Origin of the sequence: Qipengyuania sp. S6317L1, assembly GCF_023015615.1 — a bacterium.
GTDB lineage: Bacteria > Pseudomonadota > Alphaproteobacteria > Sphingomonadales > Sphingomonadaceae > Erythrobacter.
Genome location: NZ_JALKAJ010000005.1, coordinates 419530 through 438042, shown reverse-complemented (window position 1 = coordinate 438042; position 18513 = coordinate 419530). Strand labels below are relative to the sequence as shown.

The 18513-nt window shown below is 58.7% G+C and carries 18 protein-coding genes; 8 read left to right on the top strand and 10 right to left on the bottom strand.

What is annotated here, in order from left to right:
- Window positions 1-211: 211 nt before the first annotated feature.
- A complete protein-coding gene (gene pgi / locus MWU38_RS13710) occupies window positions 212-1786 on the bottom strand; it encodes a glucose-6-phosphate isomerase (RefSeq protein WP_247272360.1) in 1575 nt (524 codons plus the stop codon).
- A gap of 136 nt (window positions 1787-1922) precedes the next feature.
- On the opposite strand from pgi, the gene lepB reads away from it, so the two are divergent.
- From lepB to era, 3 genes are all read left to right on the top strand, one after another.
- Complete coding sequence (lepB, locus tag MWU38_RS13705; RefSeq protein WP_247272359.1) at window positions 1923-2738, top strand: signal peptidase I; 816 nt, start codon at window positions 1923-1925, stop codon at window positions 2736-2738.
- Window positions 2735-3433 (top strand): ribonuclease III, encoded by a 699-nt coding sequence (gene rnc / locus MWU38_RS13700; RefSeq protein WP_247272358.1) that lies wholly within the window; start codon window positions 2735-2737, stop codon window positions 3431-3433. The genes lepB and rnc overlap by 4 nt, the downstream gene beginning before the upstream one ends.
- Before the next feature lie 98 nt (window positions 3434-3531).
- Entirely contained in the window at window positions 3532-4428 is an 897-nt protein-coding gene (gene era, locus MWU38_RS13695) for a GTPase Era (protein ID WP_247272357.1), read from the top strand.
- Window positions 4429-4437: 9 nt separating this feature from the next.
- Here the strand turns inward: era and MWU38_RS13690 are convergent, their stop codons facing one another.
- Together MWU38_RS13690 and MWU38_RS13685 are read right to left on the bottom strand one after the other, a co-directional pair.
- A complete protein-coding gene (locus MWU38_RS13690; RefSeq protein WP_348646906.1) occupies window positions 4438-4980 on the bottom strand; it encodes a response regulator in 543 nt (180 codons plus the stop codon).
- A gap of 53 nt (window positions 4981-5033) precedes the next feature.
- Window positions 5034-5378: a hypothetical protein gene (locus MWU38_RS13685; RefSeq protein ID WP_247272356.1), complete on the bottom strand. Its 345-nt coding sequence runs from the start codon at window positions 5376-5378 to the stop codon at window positions 5034-5036.
- Window positions 5379-5563: 185 nt separating this feature from the next.
- Between MWU38_RS13685 and MWU38_RS13680 the strand changes: the two genes are divergently transcribed.
- Window positions 5564-5728 carry a hypothetical protein gene (locus MWU38_RS13680; RefSeq protein ID WP_247272355.1) on the top strand — a complete coding sequence of 55 codons (165 nt, stop codon included), beginning with the start codon at window positions 5564-5566 and terminating at the stop codon, window positions 5726-5728.
- A 49-nt stretch (window positions 5729-5777) separates the two neighbouring features.
- On the opposite strand, the gene topA is transcribed toward MWU38_RS13680, so the two are convergent.
- The 4 genes from topA to plsY form a co-directional block, all read right to left on the bottom strand.
- Window positions 5778-8381 carry a type I DNA topoisomerase gene (gene topA / locus MWU38_RS13675; protein WP_247272354.1) on the bottom strand — a complete coding sequence of 868 codons (2604 nt, stop codon included), beginning with the start codon at window positions 8379-8381 and terminating at the stop codon, window positions 5778-5780.
- A 126-nt stretch (window positions 8382-8507) separates the two neighbouring features.
- Complete coding sequence (locus tag MWU38_RS13670) at window positions 8508-9080, bottom strand: hypothetical protein (protein WP_247272353.1); 573 nt, start codon at window positions 9078-9080, stop codon at window positions 8508-8510.
- A 124-nt stretch (window positions 9081-9204) separates the two neighbouring features.
- Window positions 9205-10347, bottom strand: coding sequence for a DNA-processing protein DprA (dprA, locus tag MWU38_RS13665; RefSeq protein WP_247272352.1), 1143 nt, complete (start codon window positions 10345-10347; stop codon window positions 9205-9207).
- Window positions 10344-10916, bottom strand: a complete 573-nt coding sequence (gene plsY / locus MWU38_RS13660; protein WP_247272602.1) for a glycerol-3-phosphate 1-O-acyltransferase PlsY — start codon at window positions 10914-10916, stop codon at window positions 10344-10346. The genes dprA and plsY overlap by 4 nt, the downstream gene beginning before the upstream one ends.
- Window positions 10917-11051: 135 nt before the next feature.
- Here plsY and murI point away from each other — a divergent pair, with 135 nt between their 5' ends.
- The 4 genes from murI (at window position 11052) to MWU38_RS13640 (ending at window position 14982) form a co-directional block, all read left to right on the top strand.
- Window positions 11052-11852: a glutamate racemase gene (gene murI, locus MWU38_RS13655; RefSeq protein ID WP_247272351.1), complete on the top strand. Its 801-nt coding sequence runs from the start codon at window positions 11052-11054 to the stop codon at window positions 11850-11852.
- A gap of 178 nt (window positions 11853-12030) precedes the next feature.
- Window positions 12031-13251, top strand: coding sequence for a 5-aminolevulinate synthase (gene hemA, locus MWU38_RS13650; protein ID WP_247272350.1), 1221 nt, complete (start codon window positions 12031-12033; stop codon window positions 13249-13251).
- Window positions 13252-13316: 65 nt separating this feature from the next.
- Window positions 13317-14174, top strand: a complete 858-nt coding sequence (locus MWU38_RS13645; protein WP_247272349.1) for a TauD/TfdA family dioxygenase — start codon at window positions 13317-13319, stop codon at window positions 14172-14174.
- 106 nt (window positions 14175-14280) lie between these two features.
- Window positions 14281-14982, top strand: a complete 702-nt coding sequence (locus MWU38_RS13640; RefSeq protein ID WP_247272348.1) for a nitroreductase — start codon at window positions 14281-14283, stop codon at window positions 14980-14982.
- 9 nt (window positions 14983-14991) lie between these two features.
- Here MWU38_RS13640 and MWU38_RS13635 read toward each other — a convergent pair whose 3' ends face one another.
- From MWU38_RS13635 to MWU38_RS13625, 3 genes are all read right to left on the bottom strand, one after another.
- Window positions 14992-15588, bottom strand: coding sequence for an SDR family oxidoreductase (locus MWU38_RS13635; protein ID WP_247272347.1), 597 nt, complete (start codon window positions 15586-15588; stop codon window positions 14992-14994).
- Between the two features lie 36 nt (window positions 15589-15624).
- Window positions 15625-17007, bottom strand: a complete 1383-nt coding sequence (locus tag MWU38_RS13630; protein WP_247272346.1) for an NAD-dependent succinate-semialdehyde dehydrogenase — start codon at window positions 17005-17007, stop codon at window positions 15625-15627.
- Window positions 17008-17175: 168 nt separating this feature from the next.
- Window positions 17176-18381, bottom strand: coding sequence for a type III PLP-dependent enzyme (locus MWU38_RS13625; protein WP_247272345.1), 1206 nt, complete (start codon window positions 18379-18381; stop codon window positions 17176-17178).
- Window positions 18382-18513: the final 132 nt, after the last annotated feature.

Below are 18513 nucleotides of genomic sequence, written 5' to 3'. Positions count from 1 at the left end.
GCGTGAAATGGGAAGCTGTAAGAGGTTGGGTGAAACGCTTAGCCGGGGCGGGTTCAAAAGAGAGCCGCCGCTTCACGCTGGCTTGGGTGCGTTTCGCTGTAGGAAGCGTAAATGGATGCTGCAGCGCAAAATGTCAAAGCAATTCGCCTTCGACCCTTTCCCTCGCCTCCGTTCAGCCTGAGCCTGCCGAAGGACGCGCGCGGTAGTCTGCCTAACCCAACCCCGCCGCTTCCATCAGCGCTTTGGTACTCGCATCGAAGTCCCCCTCACCGCTCTCAACCTCTTTCGCCATCTTCTTGCCCAGCTCGACGCCGAATTGATCGAAGGGGTTGATGCCCATGAGGACCGCGCCTGCAAAAACGCGGTGTTCGTGGAAAGCAATGAGCGCGCCCAAGGTCGCTGCGTCCAGATCATCCACCAAGATCGTCGCAGAAGGCCGGTCACCTGCAAAACCGCGCGCCGGATCCTTGCCATCTGCGCTCATATTGCCGCCTGCCATCAGGCTTGCACCTTGGGCAAAGCAGTTGGCGAGAAGAGCCTTGTGGTGCGCAGGGTTGAGCTCGTCGCCCGGCGCGATGCTTGCGATGAAGTCTACGGGGATAAGATGCGTGCCTTGGTGGAGGAGCTGGAACACCGCGTGCTGCGCGTCAGTGCCGACCCCGCCCCACGTAATGGCGGCGGTGGGCGCGTCGACGGGTTCGCCGCTCACGGTCACAGACTTGCCGTTGCTCTCCATCTCCAGCTGTTGGAGATAGTCGGGGAGCAGCGCCAGGCGTTCATCATAGGCAAACACCGCGCGGGTCTGGCACCCGCGCATTCTTGAATAATAGAGATCGCCAAACGCCGCCAAAAGCGGTCCATTCGCCCTGCCCTCGGTTTCGCGAAAGTGGGTGTCCATCCCTTGCGCGCCGGCAAGAAACTCGGTGAACTCTTCCATGCCTATCGCGAGCGCGAGCGGGAAACCAATGCTCGACCACAGCGAATAGCGACCGCCAACGCTTTCAGGAAAAGGCAGGATGCGTGTTTCATCGACGCCCCATTCCACCGCTTTTTCCGGGTTGGCAGTGAGAGCCACCACGCGCCCGCTCGGATCGCTGACGTTGTTGTCGCCAAGCCACTTCAAGGCGCTCGCGGCATTCGTCATCGTCTCGGTCGTGGTAAAGGTCTTGGAGGCCACCGCGATCATGGTCGTGTGCGGATCGCACGCCGCGAAAGCCTGCTCCAAGGCAAGACCGTCGATGTTTGAGACTACGTGGACATCCACGCGGGCGAAATCCCGCGTCAGCGCATCCACCGCCAGGTCGGGACCAAGCGCAGAGCCGCCTATGCCGATGTGGATCAGGTGCTCAACCTTGCCAAATGCGCCGTCATGGATGGCGGTGACGAGCAAGCTCATGCGTCGAAGCAGTTCACCGGCTTCCTCGACGTCCGCCTCGGTTCCGCTGCCGCGCATTGCAGCGTGGGTGGCAGCGCGCCCTTCGGTGGGGTTCACAATGCCGCCATCAAACAAGGCCTCACGCGCCGCGCCAAAGCCCGTTATCTCGGCCAGTTCCTCGAATGCTGCGAGTTCGTCATCGCCCAGATGCGTCTTTGACCAATCGAGCAAAAGCCCCGTCGGCTCTGCCCCATCCTGCGCCTCGCCAAGGTCAAACTCGAGCCGCTGGCTCATCTTGGAAAAGCGGCTCTCATCGCCATTGAAAAGCTGCGCCAAAGTCGGCGTCGGCATCGCCGACAAGCGCTCCCAAACAGCCTTCTGCCTGGTCTTTTTATCGGCGGATGAGTTCATTGGGCAAAACCTCTATGCTGGAACGGAAGGGGCGAGTAAGGGACGAAAGATGAATGGCAAAACCCCTACAGGCAAAAACGCTGGCGCGTCTCCCCTTAAGGAGCGAAGGTCACCAGCGAATACGTCTGCAGGACAGGTGAGACAAGAGACGAAGCCTCGCGCGAAAGAGGCAGGTCAGGAAACATGGGGAAGCTTCGCGATCTTTCTGGTCCAGCTTATCATCGCGGTTCTGATCTTTCGCAGCTTCGTCTTTTCGCCCTTCTCTATCCCGTCGGAAAGCATGTTGCCGCGCCTGATGAACGGGGATCTGTTGCTCGCGGCAAAGTGGCCTTACGGCTATTCGCGCTATTCGCTCCCTTTTTCCGCGCCGCTTATCCCGGATCGCATTTTCGCCGACGAGCCCGAGCGGGGCGACATCGTCATCTTCAAGCATCCCGTTGATGAGACGGATTATATCAAGCGCGTGATCGCCCTTCCCGGAGACACCGTCGCGCTTCAAGACGGGATTGTGGTCCTGAATGGTCAGACCCTGCCCCGGGAACAAGTGTCCGACTTTACTGTGGAGCTGTCACCCAATACCGGCTGCAACTGGGGCGGGCGTGAGATGCTCGCGGCCTCTGGCGATATCGAATGCCACTATTCACAATTTCGCGAAACGCTGCCCGATGGCACAAGCTACAACACGCTCGACTTTGGTCCGACGCCGGCCGATGTCTTTGACAGGGTCGTCGTGCCCGAAGGACACATTTTCGTCATGGGCGACAGTCGTGATAATTCGCGCGACAGCCGTTTTGACGCGCGCGCCGGCGATGCGGTCGGGATCGTCAGTCAGGACCTGCTGGTGGGCGAGGCTTCGATCATATTGTGGTCGAGCAAGGGATCGGCCCATTGGTACAATCCTGTAAGCTGGTTCAGCACAGTGCGCTGGAACCGGATTGGAACGCTTTTATGACTAACCCCCTTCCCCCTGAGACAGCGAAATGGCTGAAAGACAGCGGCTTCACCGTGCGCACCGAGGCCATCTGGCTCGAGGCGCTCACGCACGGAAGCTTCAATTCGGGCAGTCCACAGCAAGAAAACCATGCGCGCGACTATCAGCGGCTCGAATTTCTTGGCGACCGGGTGCTGGGACTTGCCGTTGCAGGCTGGCTTTATCGTGCGAGTGACAGTCACGAGGGCAAACTCTCGCAGCGGTTGAATGCGCTCGTAAGCGGACGGACCTGTGCGCGGATTGCCCGCAATATCGGGATGCCCGACCACGTCAGGCTTGGCAAACAGGCGCGCGAAGATGGCGGTGCGGATAGCGACAATATCCTTGGCGATGTGATGGAAGCGCTGATCGGGGCGAGCTTTCTCGACAATGGTTTCGATGTGACCCGCGATGTCATCTTGCAGCTTTGGGAAAGCGACCTTTCGGGCGATGCGGGCAAAGCGAAGCACCCCAAAAGCGCACTTCAGGAATGGGCTGCACACAACAAGCGTGCGATGCCTCATTACGGGGTGAAGTCGCGGCAGGGCCCCGACCACGCCTCGCGCTTCACGGTCGAGGTCAGTATTCACAACGTAGGCAAGGCAGAGGCCACCGCCACCAGCAAAGGCGAGGCAGAAAAACTTGCCGCCCGAGCCTTTTTGAAAGAATTTGGTTGAGAAACCTTTGGACAAGCGCCGATCAGGACCGTCAGGTTCTGCAAGGCCAAGCGGCCGCCCGCAGCGAAGCGGAGGAAAAGCGGCGAGGAAAAGAAACAATGACTGAAACAAAGTGCGGCGTTGTCGCCGTTATCGGCGCGCCCAATGCGGGTAAATCGACCCTTGTGAACCAGCTGGTGGGCCAGAAGGTCGCGATCACCTCTGCCAAGGCGCAGACCACCCGCGCACGGATGCTCGGCATTGCGCTGCATGATCAGGTGCAGATGATCCTTGTCGATACACCGGGAATTTTTGCGCCCAAACGGCGCCTCGACCGCGCAATGGTGTCGGCGGCGTGGGAAGGCGCGGAAAGCGCCGATGCGATCCTGTTGATCGTTGATCCGGTCAAACAGCGGCGCCATGAGTTGGAGCCTTTGATCGAGGCTTTGGAAAAACGCCCCGAGCGCAAGATCCTCGTCCTCAACAAGGTCGATAAGGCGGTGAAAGAACCGCTGCTGGCGCTTGCACAGGAATTGAACGAACGTGTCCCGTTCGAAGAGATTTTCTTCGTCTCAGCACTCAATGGCGAAGGCGTGCCGGAAATGAAAGCGGCTCTGGCCGAGCGTATGCCAGAGGGCGTGTGGATGTATCCCGAAGATCAGGTGTCGGACGCCTCGGAACGCCTGCTTGCTGCCGAAGTCACCCGCGAGCAGCTCTATAAGCAGCTGCACGAAGAGCTCCCCTATGACAGCGCGGTGCGCCCTGAAAGCTATCAGGAGCGCCCCGATGGCAGTCTCGAAATCCACCAGCAGATCGTCGTCGCGCGCGAAAGCCAGAAGGGGATCGTGCTTGGTAAAGGCGGATCGCGGGTTAAGGAAATCGGCGCTGCGGCGCGGGCTGAGCTATCCGAAATGCTCGGCGTAAAAGTGCACCTGTTCCTTCATGTGAAGCATTCGGAAGGATGGTCCGAGGACAAGGAAGTGTTCGAGGAAATGGGTCTTGATTGGGTGAAGTAAGGGGCAGGTTCAAACCAGCCCCAACCGCTCCAGCTTCGCCCGAAGTCCCGCCTCATCGAATGGCTTTACGATGTAGTCATCCGCGCCCGCCTGAATACTGGCGTGGACGTCGGCGGGCTTGTTCTTCGAAGTGCAGAACACGACCGTGGGTGCCTTGGGTGTCGGGATGGCGCGCAATTGGCGGACGAACTCAAGACCGTCCATTTCTGGCATATCCCAATCGGTGAGGATAAGCGCAGGCATCGCTTTCTTGCAGCGGGCAAGCGCCTCGATCCCGTCTTGCGCCTCAATCGGCACAAACCCGAGAGTTCTTACGATCTTGCTCGATACCTTGCGGATCACGCGGCTGTCATCGACGATTAGGCACACATTCGCAGCTGCCTGACTTACCCCGGAACCGCTGCTGCCATCGCGCATCGCTTTCGCAGCGCGGACCATAGCATCAACATCGCCAGCTTCGCCATCGTCGGCTTCCCTAGCGGCAGTATCGGCAAGCGGATCGACCACTTGCTTCACATCTTCGGGCGTTTCGACCGGCGCACCCTCGGGCACGTGCGGCTCGCGGTTGGCGTTGGCCTGGCTTTGCTTGCCGGTCGTTCGTTTGATCAGATTTTGAATGGCTGTGCCTCCCCGCCGAGCTCTGCAAAGGCATCTTCGCCGCTCAGGTCGTGCGTATCATCTTCGTGGACATCGGCTCCATCAACTTGGCCGCTGTCATTGGCTGCCTTATCCGGCCCGGCCCCCGCTTCGGGGGTCAGGCAGATGTGCAGGTAAGGAACCCAGACATCGCCATATTCCGCCTTCTGATACCAGACATCCAGAATGTCATAGCTCGCCCACATTCCATCGGCTTCGCGAAGACGCAGGCCCTCCCCGATGCGGGGCACCGCGGCAAAGCGGATGGTCTCTTGTGTTTGGCGGGTCTCGTTTTGAACTTCGATTTCGATCACAGCATTGGTTCCCGGTCTGTGAACAAAACCTAGGTGATAATGCTGAAGGAATTACAAACGCGCGCGCAAACACGTTGAACCTCGGTCAAACCGATTAATTTCAATGGGCTAGCCGATCTGGCTGATCCCTGAGCGCGCGTTCGTCTCCTAAACTGAAGCCCTCATCAGCACATAGGAGAACTGACATGAGCACAATCATCGAACTGAACACCCACGACATCGACGTGGTTTGCGGGGGCAACATTATCCGCGAACTCGAAGAGCGCTTCCCTGGCGGCGAATGGCACAACGGCAGCTTCTACCCGAACGGGCGCCCCCAAGAACCCTACACGGGCCCTCTGCCCTGGTAAGCCATCCCGGCGCTGCATTTTCGGATGCAGCGCCGCCTAATCTTGGGCCCTACTCTTTGGCTGGTGCTTTTTTCTTGGCCGGAGCTTTCTTGGCCGGGGCTTTCTTGGCTGTAGTTTTTTTGGCCGCTGTTTTCTTGGCTGGTGCCTTTTTCTTCGCGGGCGCTTTCTTGCGGGTTTTCTTTTTCGCAGGTCCCTTGGCGGCGCGCGCGTCGATCAGCTCAATCGCTTTTGCCGCTTCGATATCTTCAGGCTTGATGTCTTTCGGGATGGTCGCATTGGTCGTGCCATCGGTAACGTAGGGGCCATAGCGGCCCGGCATCACCTTGATTTCGCCGCCAGAAGTCGGGTGTTCGCCCAGCGTTTTGATCGGCTCAGCCTTCGCGCGGCCGCCTTTGCGATTTGCGGCTTCTGCAAGGAGCACAACTGCCTGGTTCATCCCTGTTTCGAACACATCGTTCGTGTTCTTCATATTGGCGTATTTGCCATCGTGGCGAAGGTACGGACCATAGCGGCCAATCGCAGCCTCGATATCCTTGCCCGTTTCCGGGTGCGGCCCGATGATACGCGGCAGGTCAAGCAGCTTTACCGCCCATTCAAGGTTAAAATCATCAAGGTCCTTAGGAATAGAAGCGCGCGTCTTTTTCTCCTCGTGCTCCATCTCGACATAAGGGCCAAAGCGCCCGGACTTGCGATGAATTTCAGCGCCTGTCTCAGGGTGCGTTCCCATCAAACCGTCTTCGGCCGGGTCCGCACCGTCGGCCCCCGGTTGCGCAAACCGACGAGTGTATTTGCACTCAGGGTAATTCTGGCACGCGATGAACGCGCCGAACTTGCCTCCACGAAGCGAAAGGCGACCGTTTTCGCGCCCTTCTTGTTCGCACAGCGGGCAATGGCGCGGGTCTTTCCCGTCTTCGCGCGGCGGGAAGAGATAGTCGGAAAGGTATTCGTCCAGCGCCTCGGTCACTTCCGAAGGCAGCTTTTCCATGACCTCATCGGCCTTGGGTTTGAAATCCTGCCAGAACTTCGCAAGCAGCGCCTTGTAATCCTCGCGCCCGTCCGAGACGACATCGAGCTCGTCTTCGAGGCCAGCGGTGAAGTCATAGGCGACATAGGTCGGGAAGAACCGTTCAAGGAAGGAAGTCAAAAGACGCCCTGATTCCTCGGCAAAGAAACGTTTACTCTCAACGCGGACATAAGCGCGGTCGCGCAGGGTCTGAATGGTCGAGGCATAGGTCGAAGGACGGCCAATGCCGAGCTCTTCGAGGCGCTTGACCAGCGACGCTTCCGAAAAACGCGGCGGTGGCTGCGTGAAGTGTTGGGTGGCCTCAACATCTTTCTTTGCTGGCACATCCCCCGCTTTGAGCGCGGGCAGCAGGCCGTCCTCATCCTCTTCCTTGTCGTCAAAGCCTTCCTGATAGACGGCGAAGAAACCGGGGAAGACAACGACCTGACCCGTCGCGCGCAGTTCGTGCTGACCCGTCGCATCGCGCAAGGTGACTGTCGTGCGCTCCAATTGCGCGGTCGACATCTGCGACGCCATCGCGCGCTTCCAGATCAGCGAATAAAGCTTGCCTTCATCGCCGCTGCCAATCCGGTCCTTTGCGAAATTGGTCGGGCGGATCGCCTCGTGCGCCTCTTGTGCGTTCTTGGCTTTGGTTGCGTAGAACCGTGGTTTCTCGGGGCAATAGGCCGCATCATAGCGGTCGCCGATTTCATGGCGACAGGCCGCAATTGCACTGCCATCCATCTGCACACCGTCGGTCCGCATATAAGTGATCGCGCCTGCCTCATACAGACGCTGGGCGGCGCTCATCGTCTGACTTGCAGAAAAGCCGAGTTTACGCGCAGCTTCCTGCTGCATGGTCGAGGTGGTGAACGGAGGCGCTGGGTTGCGCTTCAGCGGCTTTTTCTCGACATCCTCGACGGTGAACCGGCCCGCCTGGACGGCGGCCTTGGCCTCCATGGCAATGCCTTCTTTGCCAAGGGAGAGCTTTTCGAGCTTCTCGCCCTTGAAGCGCACCAGACGCGCATCGAACTCGGTCCCGGTATGCTCGAGCTTTGCAAGCACGGACCAGTATTCATCGGGCTTGAACGCCTCAATCTCGCGCTCGCGTTCAACAATCAGGCGAAGCGCCACCGATTGCACACGGCCCGCCGATTTCGCACCGGGCAGCTTGCGCCACAACACAGGCGAGAGGGTAAAGCCGAACAGATAGTCGAGCGCGCGGCGGCCCAGATAGGCGTCGATCAACGGTTGATCGAGTTCGCGCGGCTTTTGCATCGCCTCGGTCACAGCCTTCTTGGTGATCGAGTTGAACGTCACCCGGTCAACCTTGGTGGGCAGCGCCTTACGCTTCTTCAGCACATCCAGAACGTGCCAGCTGATCGCCTCACCCTCGCGGTCAGGGTCGGTTGCGAGCACAAGGCGCGATGCGTCTTTCGCGGCGTCCGAGATCGCTTTGACCTGTTCGCGGTTGCGCTTGTCGGAATAAACCTCCCAATCCATCGCAAATTCGTCATCGGGCCTCACGCTGCCATCCTTTGGAGGCAGATCGCGGATGTGACCGTAGGAGGCGAGGACCTTAAAGTCGCCGCCAAGATATTTCTCAATAGTCTTCGCCTTCGCGGGCGATTCAACAATGACGAGCTGCATTAGTGGGTTCGATTTCCTTACTCGTGCCAAAGCACTTTACGCGTACGCGCGAGGGTGGGACCGCGCTCATTCCCGCGTCAAGTAGGTTTGTAAAAGCGTAGGCGCAAGCTCAGTTCGCAGTGGACGTTACTCAAACGCAGCAGTTTCACCCCATACGTCATCACGTAAGCAGGAATAGCATGCCACACCGAGAATGGTGTACCACGCTAATCCCAAAGCGAGGGCGATATTCGTCAACACAACTGAAGGCACATAAAGGCTCTCGATCGTCTCATACGATAAATAGTCAGTCAGATTGTACAGATACTCCCAGCCAACAATAGGCCCGACCCCCAAGAGGTAGATTGAGGTCATCCCAAGAAAGGGCAATCCAAGAGCAAGCTCGTGACCTTTGGTTCTGTCCCAACTCCATCCGAGCGCTTCGACCACTCCTTCATCGGATTTCAACAAACGCGCAAACGCAGGAAGCCATCGTAGAGCGAGGTAGAGTCCTGGTAGAATGAGCAAAATCAAGCCAATCGAGATGGCGACTGAATGCAGAATGGAAAGACCAAAATATGCGATTATGCCTGTGTGGGTTTTCTCACCACTGGCATCGCTGGACTGGGTAAGGCTGGAGAGAAGAAAGAAATTCAATCCGATGCCTACGAAAGAGAGGAGAAAGTACGCGCCATTGGATTCGGGCATATTGATATCCACGTAGATATATGGCCCTGCCCAAAGCAAAACGTAGAGCAATATGGACCAGCTCCCGTTTCGTGCAATTGCTGTTTGCTCTGCGATCAATGGTTCGCTTAACGACCCGCCCAATTTAAGTCCTCCATCACATCCGGCTCACACCGCCATCATCGTGGCGTTCGAGTTCTCCGGACAGTTCCAGGTCGAGCAGCACCATATGCACCATCGCGGGCTCAGCGCCTGATTGGCGGATGAGTTCGTCGACGCCGATGGGCGCTTTGGTGAGGAGCCTGCCGATCGCCCCGGCCTCGTCGCCGCTCGCCTTCGCCTCGCCCCATTCAAGCTTGCTCAACTCTTCGTAATCGAATGTGGTGGGATCTTCGGCGACGCGGTAGGTCGAGCGCGGGGCGCCGGTGAAGGTTTCGAGAAGCTCGATCACATGCTGCGGCTCGGAGACGAGGACTGCGCCGTCGCGGATAAGCTGGTTGCATCCGGCCGAGCGCGGGTCGAGCGGGGAGCCGGGAATTGCCATGACCTCGCGCCCTGCCTCACCTGCCAGCCGCGCAGTGATGAGCGAACCTGAACGCGGCGCAGCTTCGACGACAAGGGTTCCGCTTGCCAGCCCTGCGATAATGCGGTTGCGGCTTGGGAAATGGCGACCACGCGGTTCGGTGCCGGGAGGTTGCTCGGCGATCAAGAGGCCTTCGGTGGCGATCTTTTCCTGAAGCTCTTTGTGTTGCGGTGGGTAAGCGATGTCGATGCCGCTGGCGATAACGCCGATGGTCTTGGGAAAGCTCCCTTCATGCGCTGCACCGTCGATACCGCGTGCAAGTCCGCTGACCACGGTGAGCCCTGCTTGTGACAATTCCCTTGCCCATTCCCGCGCCAATTTGGTCGCTGCGCCCGACGCATTGCGCGCGCCCACAATCGCAACGCATGGCTCGCTAGCGAGAGCCTGATTGCCGCGGCAGGTGATGATTGGGGGCGCGCTGTCGATTTCGGCGAGAAGCGCGGGATAGTGGTCCTGATCGTGAAAGAGATAGCGCGCACCCGAAGCGATAACGCCCTCGATCTCGCGCTCGATCTTCTCCTTGGGCGCTGGCCGATAGGCTTTCTTACCGCGCGATCCCAGTTCAGGCAGCCCTTCGATGGCGGCAACCGCAGTGCCAAAGCGCGCGAGCAACTGGCGATAGGAAACAGGACCGATATTGGGTGAGCGCAGGAGGCGTATGCGGGCAAAGGCTTCGACTTGCGAAAGCGCGTCCTGATCCCCCCTTGCCCCGCTCATTTCTTGCCGCCGACCCTTGGTTCCTCGCCTTTGACCAACCTCCCGATATTCTCACGGTGGAGATAGATGATGAGCCCTGCAATCGCGGCGAGCACGGGGAAGAATTGGGGATAGCCAAACAGGGGCGCTGCTGCTGCGGCCGCGACAACCGCGCTCATCCCGGCAAGGCTGGAGATGCGGAATATGCCGAGCATGGAGAGCCAGATGAGGGCATACGCGCCGCCAATCGCCCAAGCGAGCCCGAACGACACACCGGCATTTGTGGCAACGCCTTTTCCGCCCTTGAAACCCAGCCAGACGGGGTAGCAATGCCCGATCACCGCCCCGCCCGCAGCGAAGGCTTTGGCAACGTCTCCGGTATCTCCTGCCCAGATAATCCCGGCGGTAAACACGGGCGCGAAGCCCTTTAACAGGTCGAGCAACAAAGTGCCCGCAGCCAGCCCCTTGTTACCTGTGCGAAGGACGTTGGTCGCACCAATGTTACCCGAACCGATATCGCGCACATCGCCCATGCCGGCCGCCTTTGTGAGCAGGAGACCAAACGGGATCGAGCCTGAGATGTAACCCATCAATGCGGCTAAAAGCGGTTCCAATTTCTGAAGCTCCGTAACGCTGCGAACTTGTCCGCGAGCAGTTTTTCTTTAAGGGAACGCAAGAGTTATAAGAAGTGTGGTGCTTCGACAAGATCAGCGCAGACGGTTTCGATGAATATCCAGGCTTCCTCCCCCATCCTCCTCTTTGATTCCGGCGTCGGCGGGCTTTCGGTGTTTGCCGAATTGAACCGCCTTCTTCCCAAAGCACCGGTGATCTACGCAGCGGACCTTGCCGGCCTGCCCTACGGCACCAAGACCGAGCCACAGATTGCCGCGCGCGTCACCGGACTGCTTGGCCGCATGGCGGAGCGGTACAAGCCGCGCCTTATCTGCATTGCTTGCAACACCGCCTCTACCATTGCGCTTGGCATGGTGCGCGACGTGCTCGAAGTGCCGATTGTGGGAACCGTCCCTGCAATCAAGCCCGCGGCAAGCTTGACGAGGACAGGTGTGATCGGATTGCTCGGCACCGAGGCCACCATCCGCCAGCATTACGTCGACAAACTCGAAGCCGAATTCGCCAGCGACAAGAAACTGCTGCGCCTTGCAGCCCCCCGCCTTGTCGAGGCGGCTGAAGGCAAATTGCGCGGGCAAGCCGTGGACATGAGCGTCATCGAAGACGCAGCACGCGCCTTGCGCGATATGGAGCGCGGTGAAGAGATCGACACTCTCGTGCTTGCCTGCACCCACTTCCCGCTGCTCGACCGCGAACTGCACCAGGTCTTCGGCGAGAACGTAACGCTTCTTCACGGCGCGGGCGGAATAGCGCGGCAAATCGCGCGGCTGGTCGAGGGCCAAACCTTCGATCGCACCGCAGGAAGACGCGCTGTAATGACCGGTGACCCTGATGATTTCCAGCGGCTCGGCAAGGTTCTATCGACCTACGGGATCGATCACATTGAACAATTTTAGTACTGGCAAACGCTAGTCATTTGCAAAGATAGCGGTTTTATTGAGCCGATTGAGTGCTACATAGCGCAGCGGAAACCTTTGAGCCATGAGCGGGTTGTATGGCTTTGACAGCGAATGTGCGCGGATAGAAACTGCCTGAAAATACAGGCGATCCGCGAGGGATAAAGAACGTCTGATTATGAATTACGATCAAATCTTCGATTCCGCCATCGACCGACTGCACGAAGAAGGCCGCTACCGCGTCTTTATCGACATTCTGCGCAACAAGGGCGCCTACCCCAACGCGCGCTGTTTCCACGGGCACAACGGGCCAAAGCCCATCACCGTGTGGTGCTCCAACGACTACCTCGCCATGGGTCAGCACGATGTGGTGATCGGAGCAATGGAAGAGGCGCTGCATAACGTTGGTGCGGGCTCTGGCGGCACGCGCAACATCGGCGGCAACACACACCTTCACGTCGAGCTTGAAAGAGAGCTCGCCGAACTTCACGGAAAAGAACAGGCGCTGTTGTTCACCAGCGGCTATGTCTCGAACGATGCGACGCTTTCGACGCTCGCAAAACTGCTTCCGGGCTGTGTCATCTTTTCCGACGCATTGAACCATGCAAGCATGATTGCCGGTATTCGCAATTCAGGCTGCGAAAAGCGGGTGTTCCGCCACAATGACCTTGCGCATCTTGAAGAGTTGCTTGCCGCAGAAGACCCCGAAACGCCCAAGCTGATCGCGTTTGAAAGCGTGTATTCGATGGAAGGCGACGTTGCGCCGATCCATGCGATTTGCGACTTGGCCGAGAAATACAACGCCCTCACCTATATCGACGAAGTGCATGCCGTTGGCATGTATGGCGATCACGGTGGCGGCATTTCGGAGCGCGACAATGCAGCGCACCGCATCGACATTATCGAAGGCACACTGGGCAAGGCGTTTGGCGTGATGGGCGGCTATATCGCGGCCAGCACCAAGGTCGTCGATTGCATCCGCTCTTATGCGCCGGGCTTTATTTTCACCACATCGCTCTCGCCGGTTCTGGTCGCGGGCGTGCTTGCATCGGTGAAGCACCTCAAGACATCGAACGTTGAACGCAACGCACAGCAACAGGCCGCCGCGACGCTCAAACTAAAGTTTGCTGAAGCTGGCCTTCCGGTCATGGACAGCGTCACCCATATCGTGCCCTTGATGGTCGGTGATCCGGTGAAGGCCAAGAAGATCAGCGACGTCCTGCTTGCCGAATACGGCGTGTATGTTCAGCCGATCAACTACCCGACCGTGCCACGCGGAACAGAGCGCCTGCGCTTCACCCCCGGCCCGCATCACACCGAAGCGATGATGACGGAACTGACCGAGGCTCTGGTCGAGATTTGGGACCGGCTTGATCTGGAATTGGCCGAGGCCGCCTAGGCTCTCAAACTTGATCTAAACGCCCGCGCCATGCACACTCCTCCTCGAGAGAGGGAGAGACACGCATGGCGACTATGTTTGACCGGGCAAAGCTCGATACCGGCGCATTGGATATCAAGCCGCTGACACCGGCGATTGGCGCTGAAATTCACGACATAGACTTGGGCGCACCGGACACTGCGCAGCGCATCCCGGAAATCCGAGCGGCGCTGCTCAAATACGGGGTAATCTTCTTTCGCGATCAAAACCTTACCCAGGAACAACATATCGCCTTCGCGCGCCATTTCGGCGACCTCGAAGTGCATCCTGCCACTCCCAAGGATCAGCCCAACCCCGAGGTTCTGCGCATCGCCCACGGGCCCAAGAGCCGGGGTCAGGAAAACTATTGGCACTCCGATGTAACATGGCGCGAGAAACCTTCGCTGGGGTCTATTCTGCTCGCACGCGAAGTGCCGGAGTGCGGCGGCGATACGCTGTTCGCCAATATGCACCTCGCCTACGAGCGCCTTTCAGAACAGATGCAGAGGATTTGCGAAGGGCTCACCGCGGTGCACGACATCGCCCGCGTCTTTGCCAAGCGGCTTGATAAGGCGCCTGCGGACCTGCACGAGAGGTTCCCGCCCATACGCCATCCGGTAATCCGCACGCATCCGGAGACCGGTGAGAAGGCGATCTATGTAAACACCGCTTTCACAAGCCATATCGAGGGTCTCTCGGAAAAAGAGAGCGCGTGGTTGCTCGATCACCTTTACGCCACTGCCAAGGATGCCGAGATCCAATGCCGGTTCCGTTGGCAGGCGGGCTCTATCGCGTTCTGGGACAACCGCGTGTGCCAGCACTTGGCGGCTTCAGACTATTTTCCTGCGCGCCGCGTGATGGAGCGGGTGACGATTGCGGGCGATAGACCTTACTTTACACCCTGAATCGCGCACTTGACCGCGCACTCAACAGCGCACTGCCGTAGCGTCCTTTGATCGTGGCCAAAGCTGCGCTAGCTGTCCTCCTCAAACGAGACTCGGGAGATTATGCGTGGCCAATGAATACGGCGATGAAACTCAAACTTTTGCACAGGTGGTAAACGGCAGACGGTCGATCCGCGGTTATCTGGATAAGCCTGTCCCGCGCGAGACTATCGAGCAAGTTCTGGCGATGGCGATGCGTTCACCATCCTCGATGAACACGCAGCCCTATCACTTCCACGTCATCACCGGCGAGCCATTGGACCGCATCCGCAAGGGCAACACCGAGCGCATTCTCGCAGGTGAACCCGACAGTCGCGAATTTCGCAAAGGCCACCCCTTCCAGGGCGTCCACCGCGACCGCCAAGTGGGCTGCGCGATCCAGCTTTTCGAGGCAATGGGAATTGAACGCGACGACAAGGAAAAGCGTCAGGATTGGGTGCTGAGGGGTTTTCGCCAGTTCGACGCGCCCGTCTGCGTCATCATCACCTATGACAAAGAGCTCGAAGACGCCGACGACACCGTCTTCGACTGCGGCGCAGCAACGACGGCTCTCGTCAACGCCGCATGGTCAAAAGGCCTTGGCTGCGTCATCAACAGCCAAGGCATCATGCAAAGCCCGGTTGTGCGCGAACACGCGAATATCCCGGACGATCAGGTCATTATGAAAGCGGTCGCGCTCGGCTGGCCCGACCCTGATTTTGCGGCAAACCCCGTGAAGATCACCCGCCGATCAGTCGATGAGGCGGCGACCTTCGTGGGGTTTGACTAAGGGTTTCGCTCAGACGCTTTCCATAAGCGTCACGCGGCCCACCCAATCGGGTTGCTCGGCGGCGTCGGCCAGCAGAACGGCGACATCGCCGCGTGCGGCCTCGCCCTTGGGGTTCACATCGTCGCCAAGCTTTACACTGCCGGTTGGCCCCTCATCGGTGAGACTGACCGGGCGAAGGATGGCATAATCGAGCGAGCTTTCCTTGAGCCGCTCGTCTGCGTCGTGCTTCGCCTTCAAGTAATGGGCAAGATCGCCGCTTGGGTCGGATTGGTCCGCACCAACGGTGCTGAGCATGACGAAGCGGTCGACACCGCTTTTCTCGGAATGGTCGATCAGGCTGATTGCACCGTCACGGTCAATCTTGTCGGTCATGTCTTCGCCGGTAGAGCCACCGGAACCGGCCGCAAATACCACGACATCGCATCCTTGCGTAATGCCTGCATCGAGGTCGGCCAGATCGCCGAGGCGCGTCTCCACCCCTTCGGGCAGTCCGCTCGTATCAGAGCTTTCGCGGATCATGGCGATGGGCTCATGCCCCCTGTTTTTCAGTTCATGCGTCAGGCGTTGGCCTGTATTGCCGGTCGCGCCGGCTACTAGAATTTTCATGGGTTTTCTCGTTCGATTTGATTGGTCGGTATGGGCTTACGAAGGCAGGAAAATTGCCTTGGCGTTGACGAATTCCTTCATGCCAAAGCCGCCGTGTTCACGTCCGTAGCCACTGTCCTTCACGCCGCCGAACGGCATATTGGGATCAGCTGCGCCGAAGGAGTTGATGCGCACCATGCCGGTGTCAAAGTGATCGCGTGCAAGGGCGATCGCCTTTTCCTCATCCTTGGTGAAGATACCGCCGCCAAGGCCATAACGGCTGTCATTGGCGATGCGCATGGCGTCTTCATCGTCCTTTGCACGAATGACCGCTGCGACGGGGCCGAAAATCTCGTCATCATAAGCAGGCGTTCCGGGCTGACAGTCGGCCAGAACGGTGGCGGGGTAATACCAGCCCTTGGGATCGTCTTCCGGATCGCCGCCGCACAACAGTGTTGCGCCGCCCGCGATGCTTTTCTCGGTCTGCTCTTTCACATCCTTGAACTGCTGTTCGCTGGAAAGCGGGCCAAGCTGCGTGTCTTCATCCATGGGATCGCCCAATTTCGTGGACTTCATCCGTTCAACGAAGGCGTCCACGAATTTGTCGTAAACCGCATCGGTCACGACAAAGCGTTTTGCCGACACGCAGGTTTCGCCATTGTTATAAAGGCGCCCGACTGCACAGGTTTGAACCGCGAGATCAATGTCAGCGTCTTCAAGCACCAGATAAGCATCGTTGGAGCCGAGCTCGAGAACGGTTTTCTTGAGCGCCTTGGCCGCTTTTTCACCGATATGCGCACCCGCGCCATCGCTGCCGGTCATGGTCACGGCGCGGATTTTGTCGTGCGTGATGATGTCATCAGACACATCGTGACCAACAACCACCACTTCGAAAAGACCGCGCGGAAGGCCTGCTTCAAGGCACACATCGCGCAGCGCCAAACCGCTGCCGGTGCAGATCGAGGCGTGCTTGAGGATCACGGCATTGCCGGCAATCAGGTTAGCTGCAAGAACGCGAACCGCCTGATAAAGAGGGAAATTCCAAGGTTGCACCGAATAGATTACGCCGATGGGCGAATAGGTCACGATGCCGCGCTTTTTACCGCCGGAGTGGGTGCGCTCCTCATCGGCAAGTTCTTCTGGGCCATTGTCGGCGGAATATTCAAAAAGGCGCGCGCACAGTTCGACTTCCGTCTTTCCGTCTTTCAGCAGCTTGCCCATTTCCTGCGTCATCAGTTTCGACAAGCTTTCCGAGTTTTCGCGAAGCTTGGCGGCGATTTCGCGCAAGAACGGTGCGCGCTCTTCGTGGCTGCGCATCCGCCAGTCGAGGAACGCTTCATGCGCGCCGTCGATCACCTCGAAGGCCTCGGCCTTGGACATCACGTCATAGGTTTCGAGGTCTTCGCGGGTGGCGGGATTGTTGGTCGTGATCTGCGTCATAGAGGCGCTCCTTTTGGGGCTCTCGCGACGCCGCGCTGCTTCACTAGGGGTATGAAGTGCCGACGAGGCGAGATCGGGGTTGGTTTACCTACCCAACAGCCCGGGAGCGCGAACCGTTCCGCAAAATCGACCAAGCGAACAAAATAGTTCGCTCGATCGAGAAACGCGCTAGCGCAGGTTGATCACATTATCGGACGCTTCGCGCCGCGGTGCGCCGTCGAACAGGCTCATCATCGGATCATCAGTCACGGTCACGACCTGAGCGTTGCCGAACCCGTTGAAGCCGGTCTTCATCGCCGCGCCATACGCGCCCAACATTCCCACCTCGATGTAATCGCCGTCCTGAATGTCGGAAGGAAGCGGGAACGGGCCAGCCATGTAGTCCGCATCATCGCAGGTCGGGCCATAGAAGGAAAAATCTTCCAATGGCTCGATGAGGTCGTCCTCAAGTGCCTTTACCGGAAAACGCCAGCCAACGTGCGCTGCATCATACAGCGCGCCATAAGCGCCATCGTTGATATAAAGCTCGTTTCCGCGCCGTTTGTCGACGCTGACGATCATGCTCGAATATTCGGCGCACAGCGCCCTGCCCGGCTCGCACCACAGTTCAGCGTTGTACGCAATCGGAAGCGCCTCGAAATGCTTTGCGATAAGCGCGAAATAGTCCTCGAGCGGAGGCGGTTCCATGCCGGGATAAATGCTGGGGAACCCGCCACCGACATCGATCATGTCGATCACGACAGACGCATCGGCAATCGCGGCTCTGGTCCGGTCGAGTGCCTGAACAAAGGCAAATGGCGTCATCGCCTGACTGCCGACGTGGAAACAAATGCCCAGCCAGTCGCAATGCTGGCGCGCCATTTGCAGCAGCGCAGGCGCTTCGGTCAGGTCACAGCCAAACTTGGCCGCAAGCGAAAGTTCGGAATATTCGCTCGATACGCGGATGCGCACACACAGGCGAAGGTCTCTGGCCGGCTTGCCCGTCTCGGGGTTGCGGCATGCCTCTACGATCTTTTCCAGCTCTTCGGGCGTATCGAGGCTGAAGGTTTTGACGCCGTGCTGGTGATAGGCCTCCGCGATTGCGCGGCGGCGCTTGATCGGGTGCATGAAGCACAAATTTGCATCAGGCAGAGCCTCGCGCACCAGACGCACCTCCGCGATGGAAGCGACGTCGAAATGCGTGACGCCCGATTCCCACAGGACCTGAATGAGGTCGGGTGCAGGGTTCGCTTTGACAGCGTAAAGCACTTTGCCGGGAAATTTCTCGACAAAGAAACGCGCCGCGCGGCGCGCAGCGTGCGGGCGGTTGAGGATGATGGGTTCATCAGGCTCGATGGCCTGAACTACTGCCTTGGCGTCGGGATAAATGTACAACTCAAGGGACCCCCTTAAAACGGTACTGTGGCAGCTAAGCCTTGACCGTAAGCGTTTCAACAGGGCTGCCTTGCGGTTGGATTGTCCCCAAAAGACATGAGGCTCGGCAGCGAGGCGGCGGCATTTGCAATA

Bases quoted from the DNA above. Each gene is read 5' to 3' on its own strand.
- plsY (WP_247272602.1), bottom strand. From the start codon at position 10,916: ATGGGTTACATCTCAGGCTCGATCCCGTTTGGTCTCCTGCTCACAAAG.
- dprA (WP_247272352.1), bottom strand. From the start codon at position 10,347: ATGAGCGGGGCAAGGGGGGATCAGGACGCGCTTTCGCAAGTCGAAGCC.
- MWU38_RS13680 (WP_247272355.1), top strand. From the start codon at position 5,564: ATGAGCACAATCATCGAACTGAACACCCACGACATCGACGTGGTTTGC.
- topA (WP_247272354.1), bottom strand. From the start codon at position 8,381: ATGCAGCTCGTCATTGTTGAATCGCCCGCGAAGGCGAAGACTATTGAG.
- rnc (WP_247272358.1), top strand. From the start codon at position 2,735: ATGACTAACCCCCTTCCCCCTGAGACAGCGAAATGGCTGAAAGACAGC.
- era (WP_247272357.1), top strand. From the start codon at position 3,532: ATGACTGAAACAAAGTGCGGCGTTGTCGCCGTTATCGGCGCGCCCAAT.
- MWU38_RS13630 (WP_247272346.1), bottom strand. From the start codon at position 17,007: ATGACGCAGATCACGACCAACAATCCCGCCACCCGCGAAGACCTCGAA.
- MWU38_RS13645 (WP_247272349.1), top strand. From the start codon at position 13,317: ATGGCGACTATGTTTGACCGGGCAAAGCTCGATACCGGCGCATTGGAT.
- MWU38_RS13635 (WP_247272347.1), bottom strand. From the start codon at position 15,588: ATGAAAATTCTAGTAGCCGGCGCGACCGGCAATACAGGCCAACGCCTG.
- murI (WP_247272351.1), top strand. From the start codon at position 11,052: ATGAATATCCAGGCTTCCTCCCCCATCCTCCTCTTTGATTCCGGCGTC.
- hemA (WP_247272350.1), top strand. From the start codon at position 12,031: ATGAATTACGATCAAATCTTCGATTCCGCCATCGACCGACTGCACGAA.
- pgi (WP_247272360.1), bottom strand. From the start codon at position 1,786: ATGAACTCATCCGCCGATAAAAAGACCAGGCAGAAGGCTGTTTGGGAG.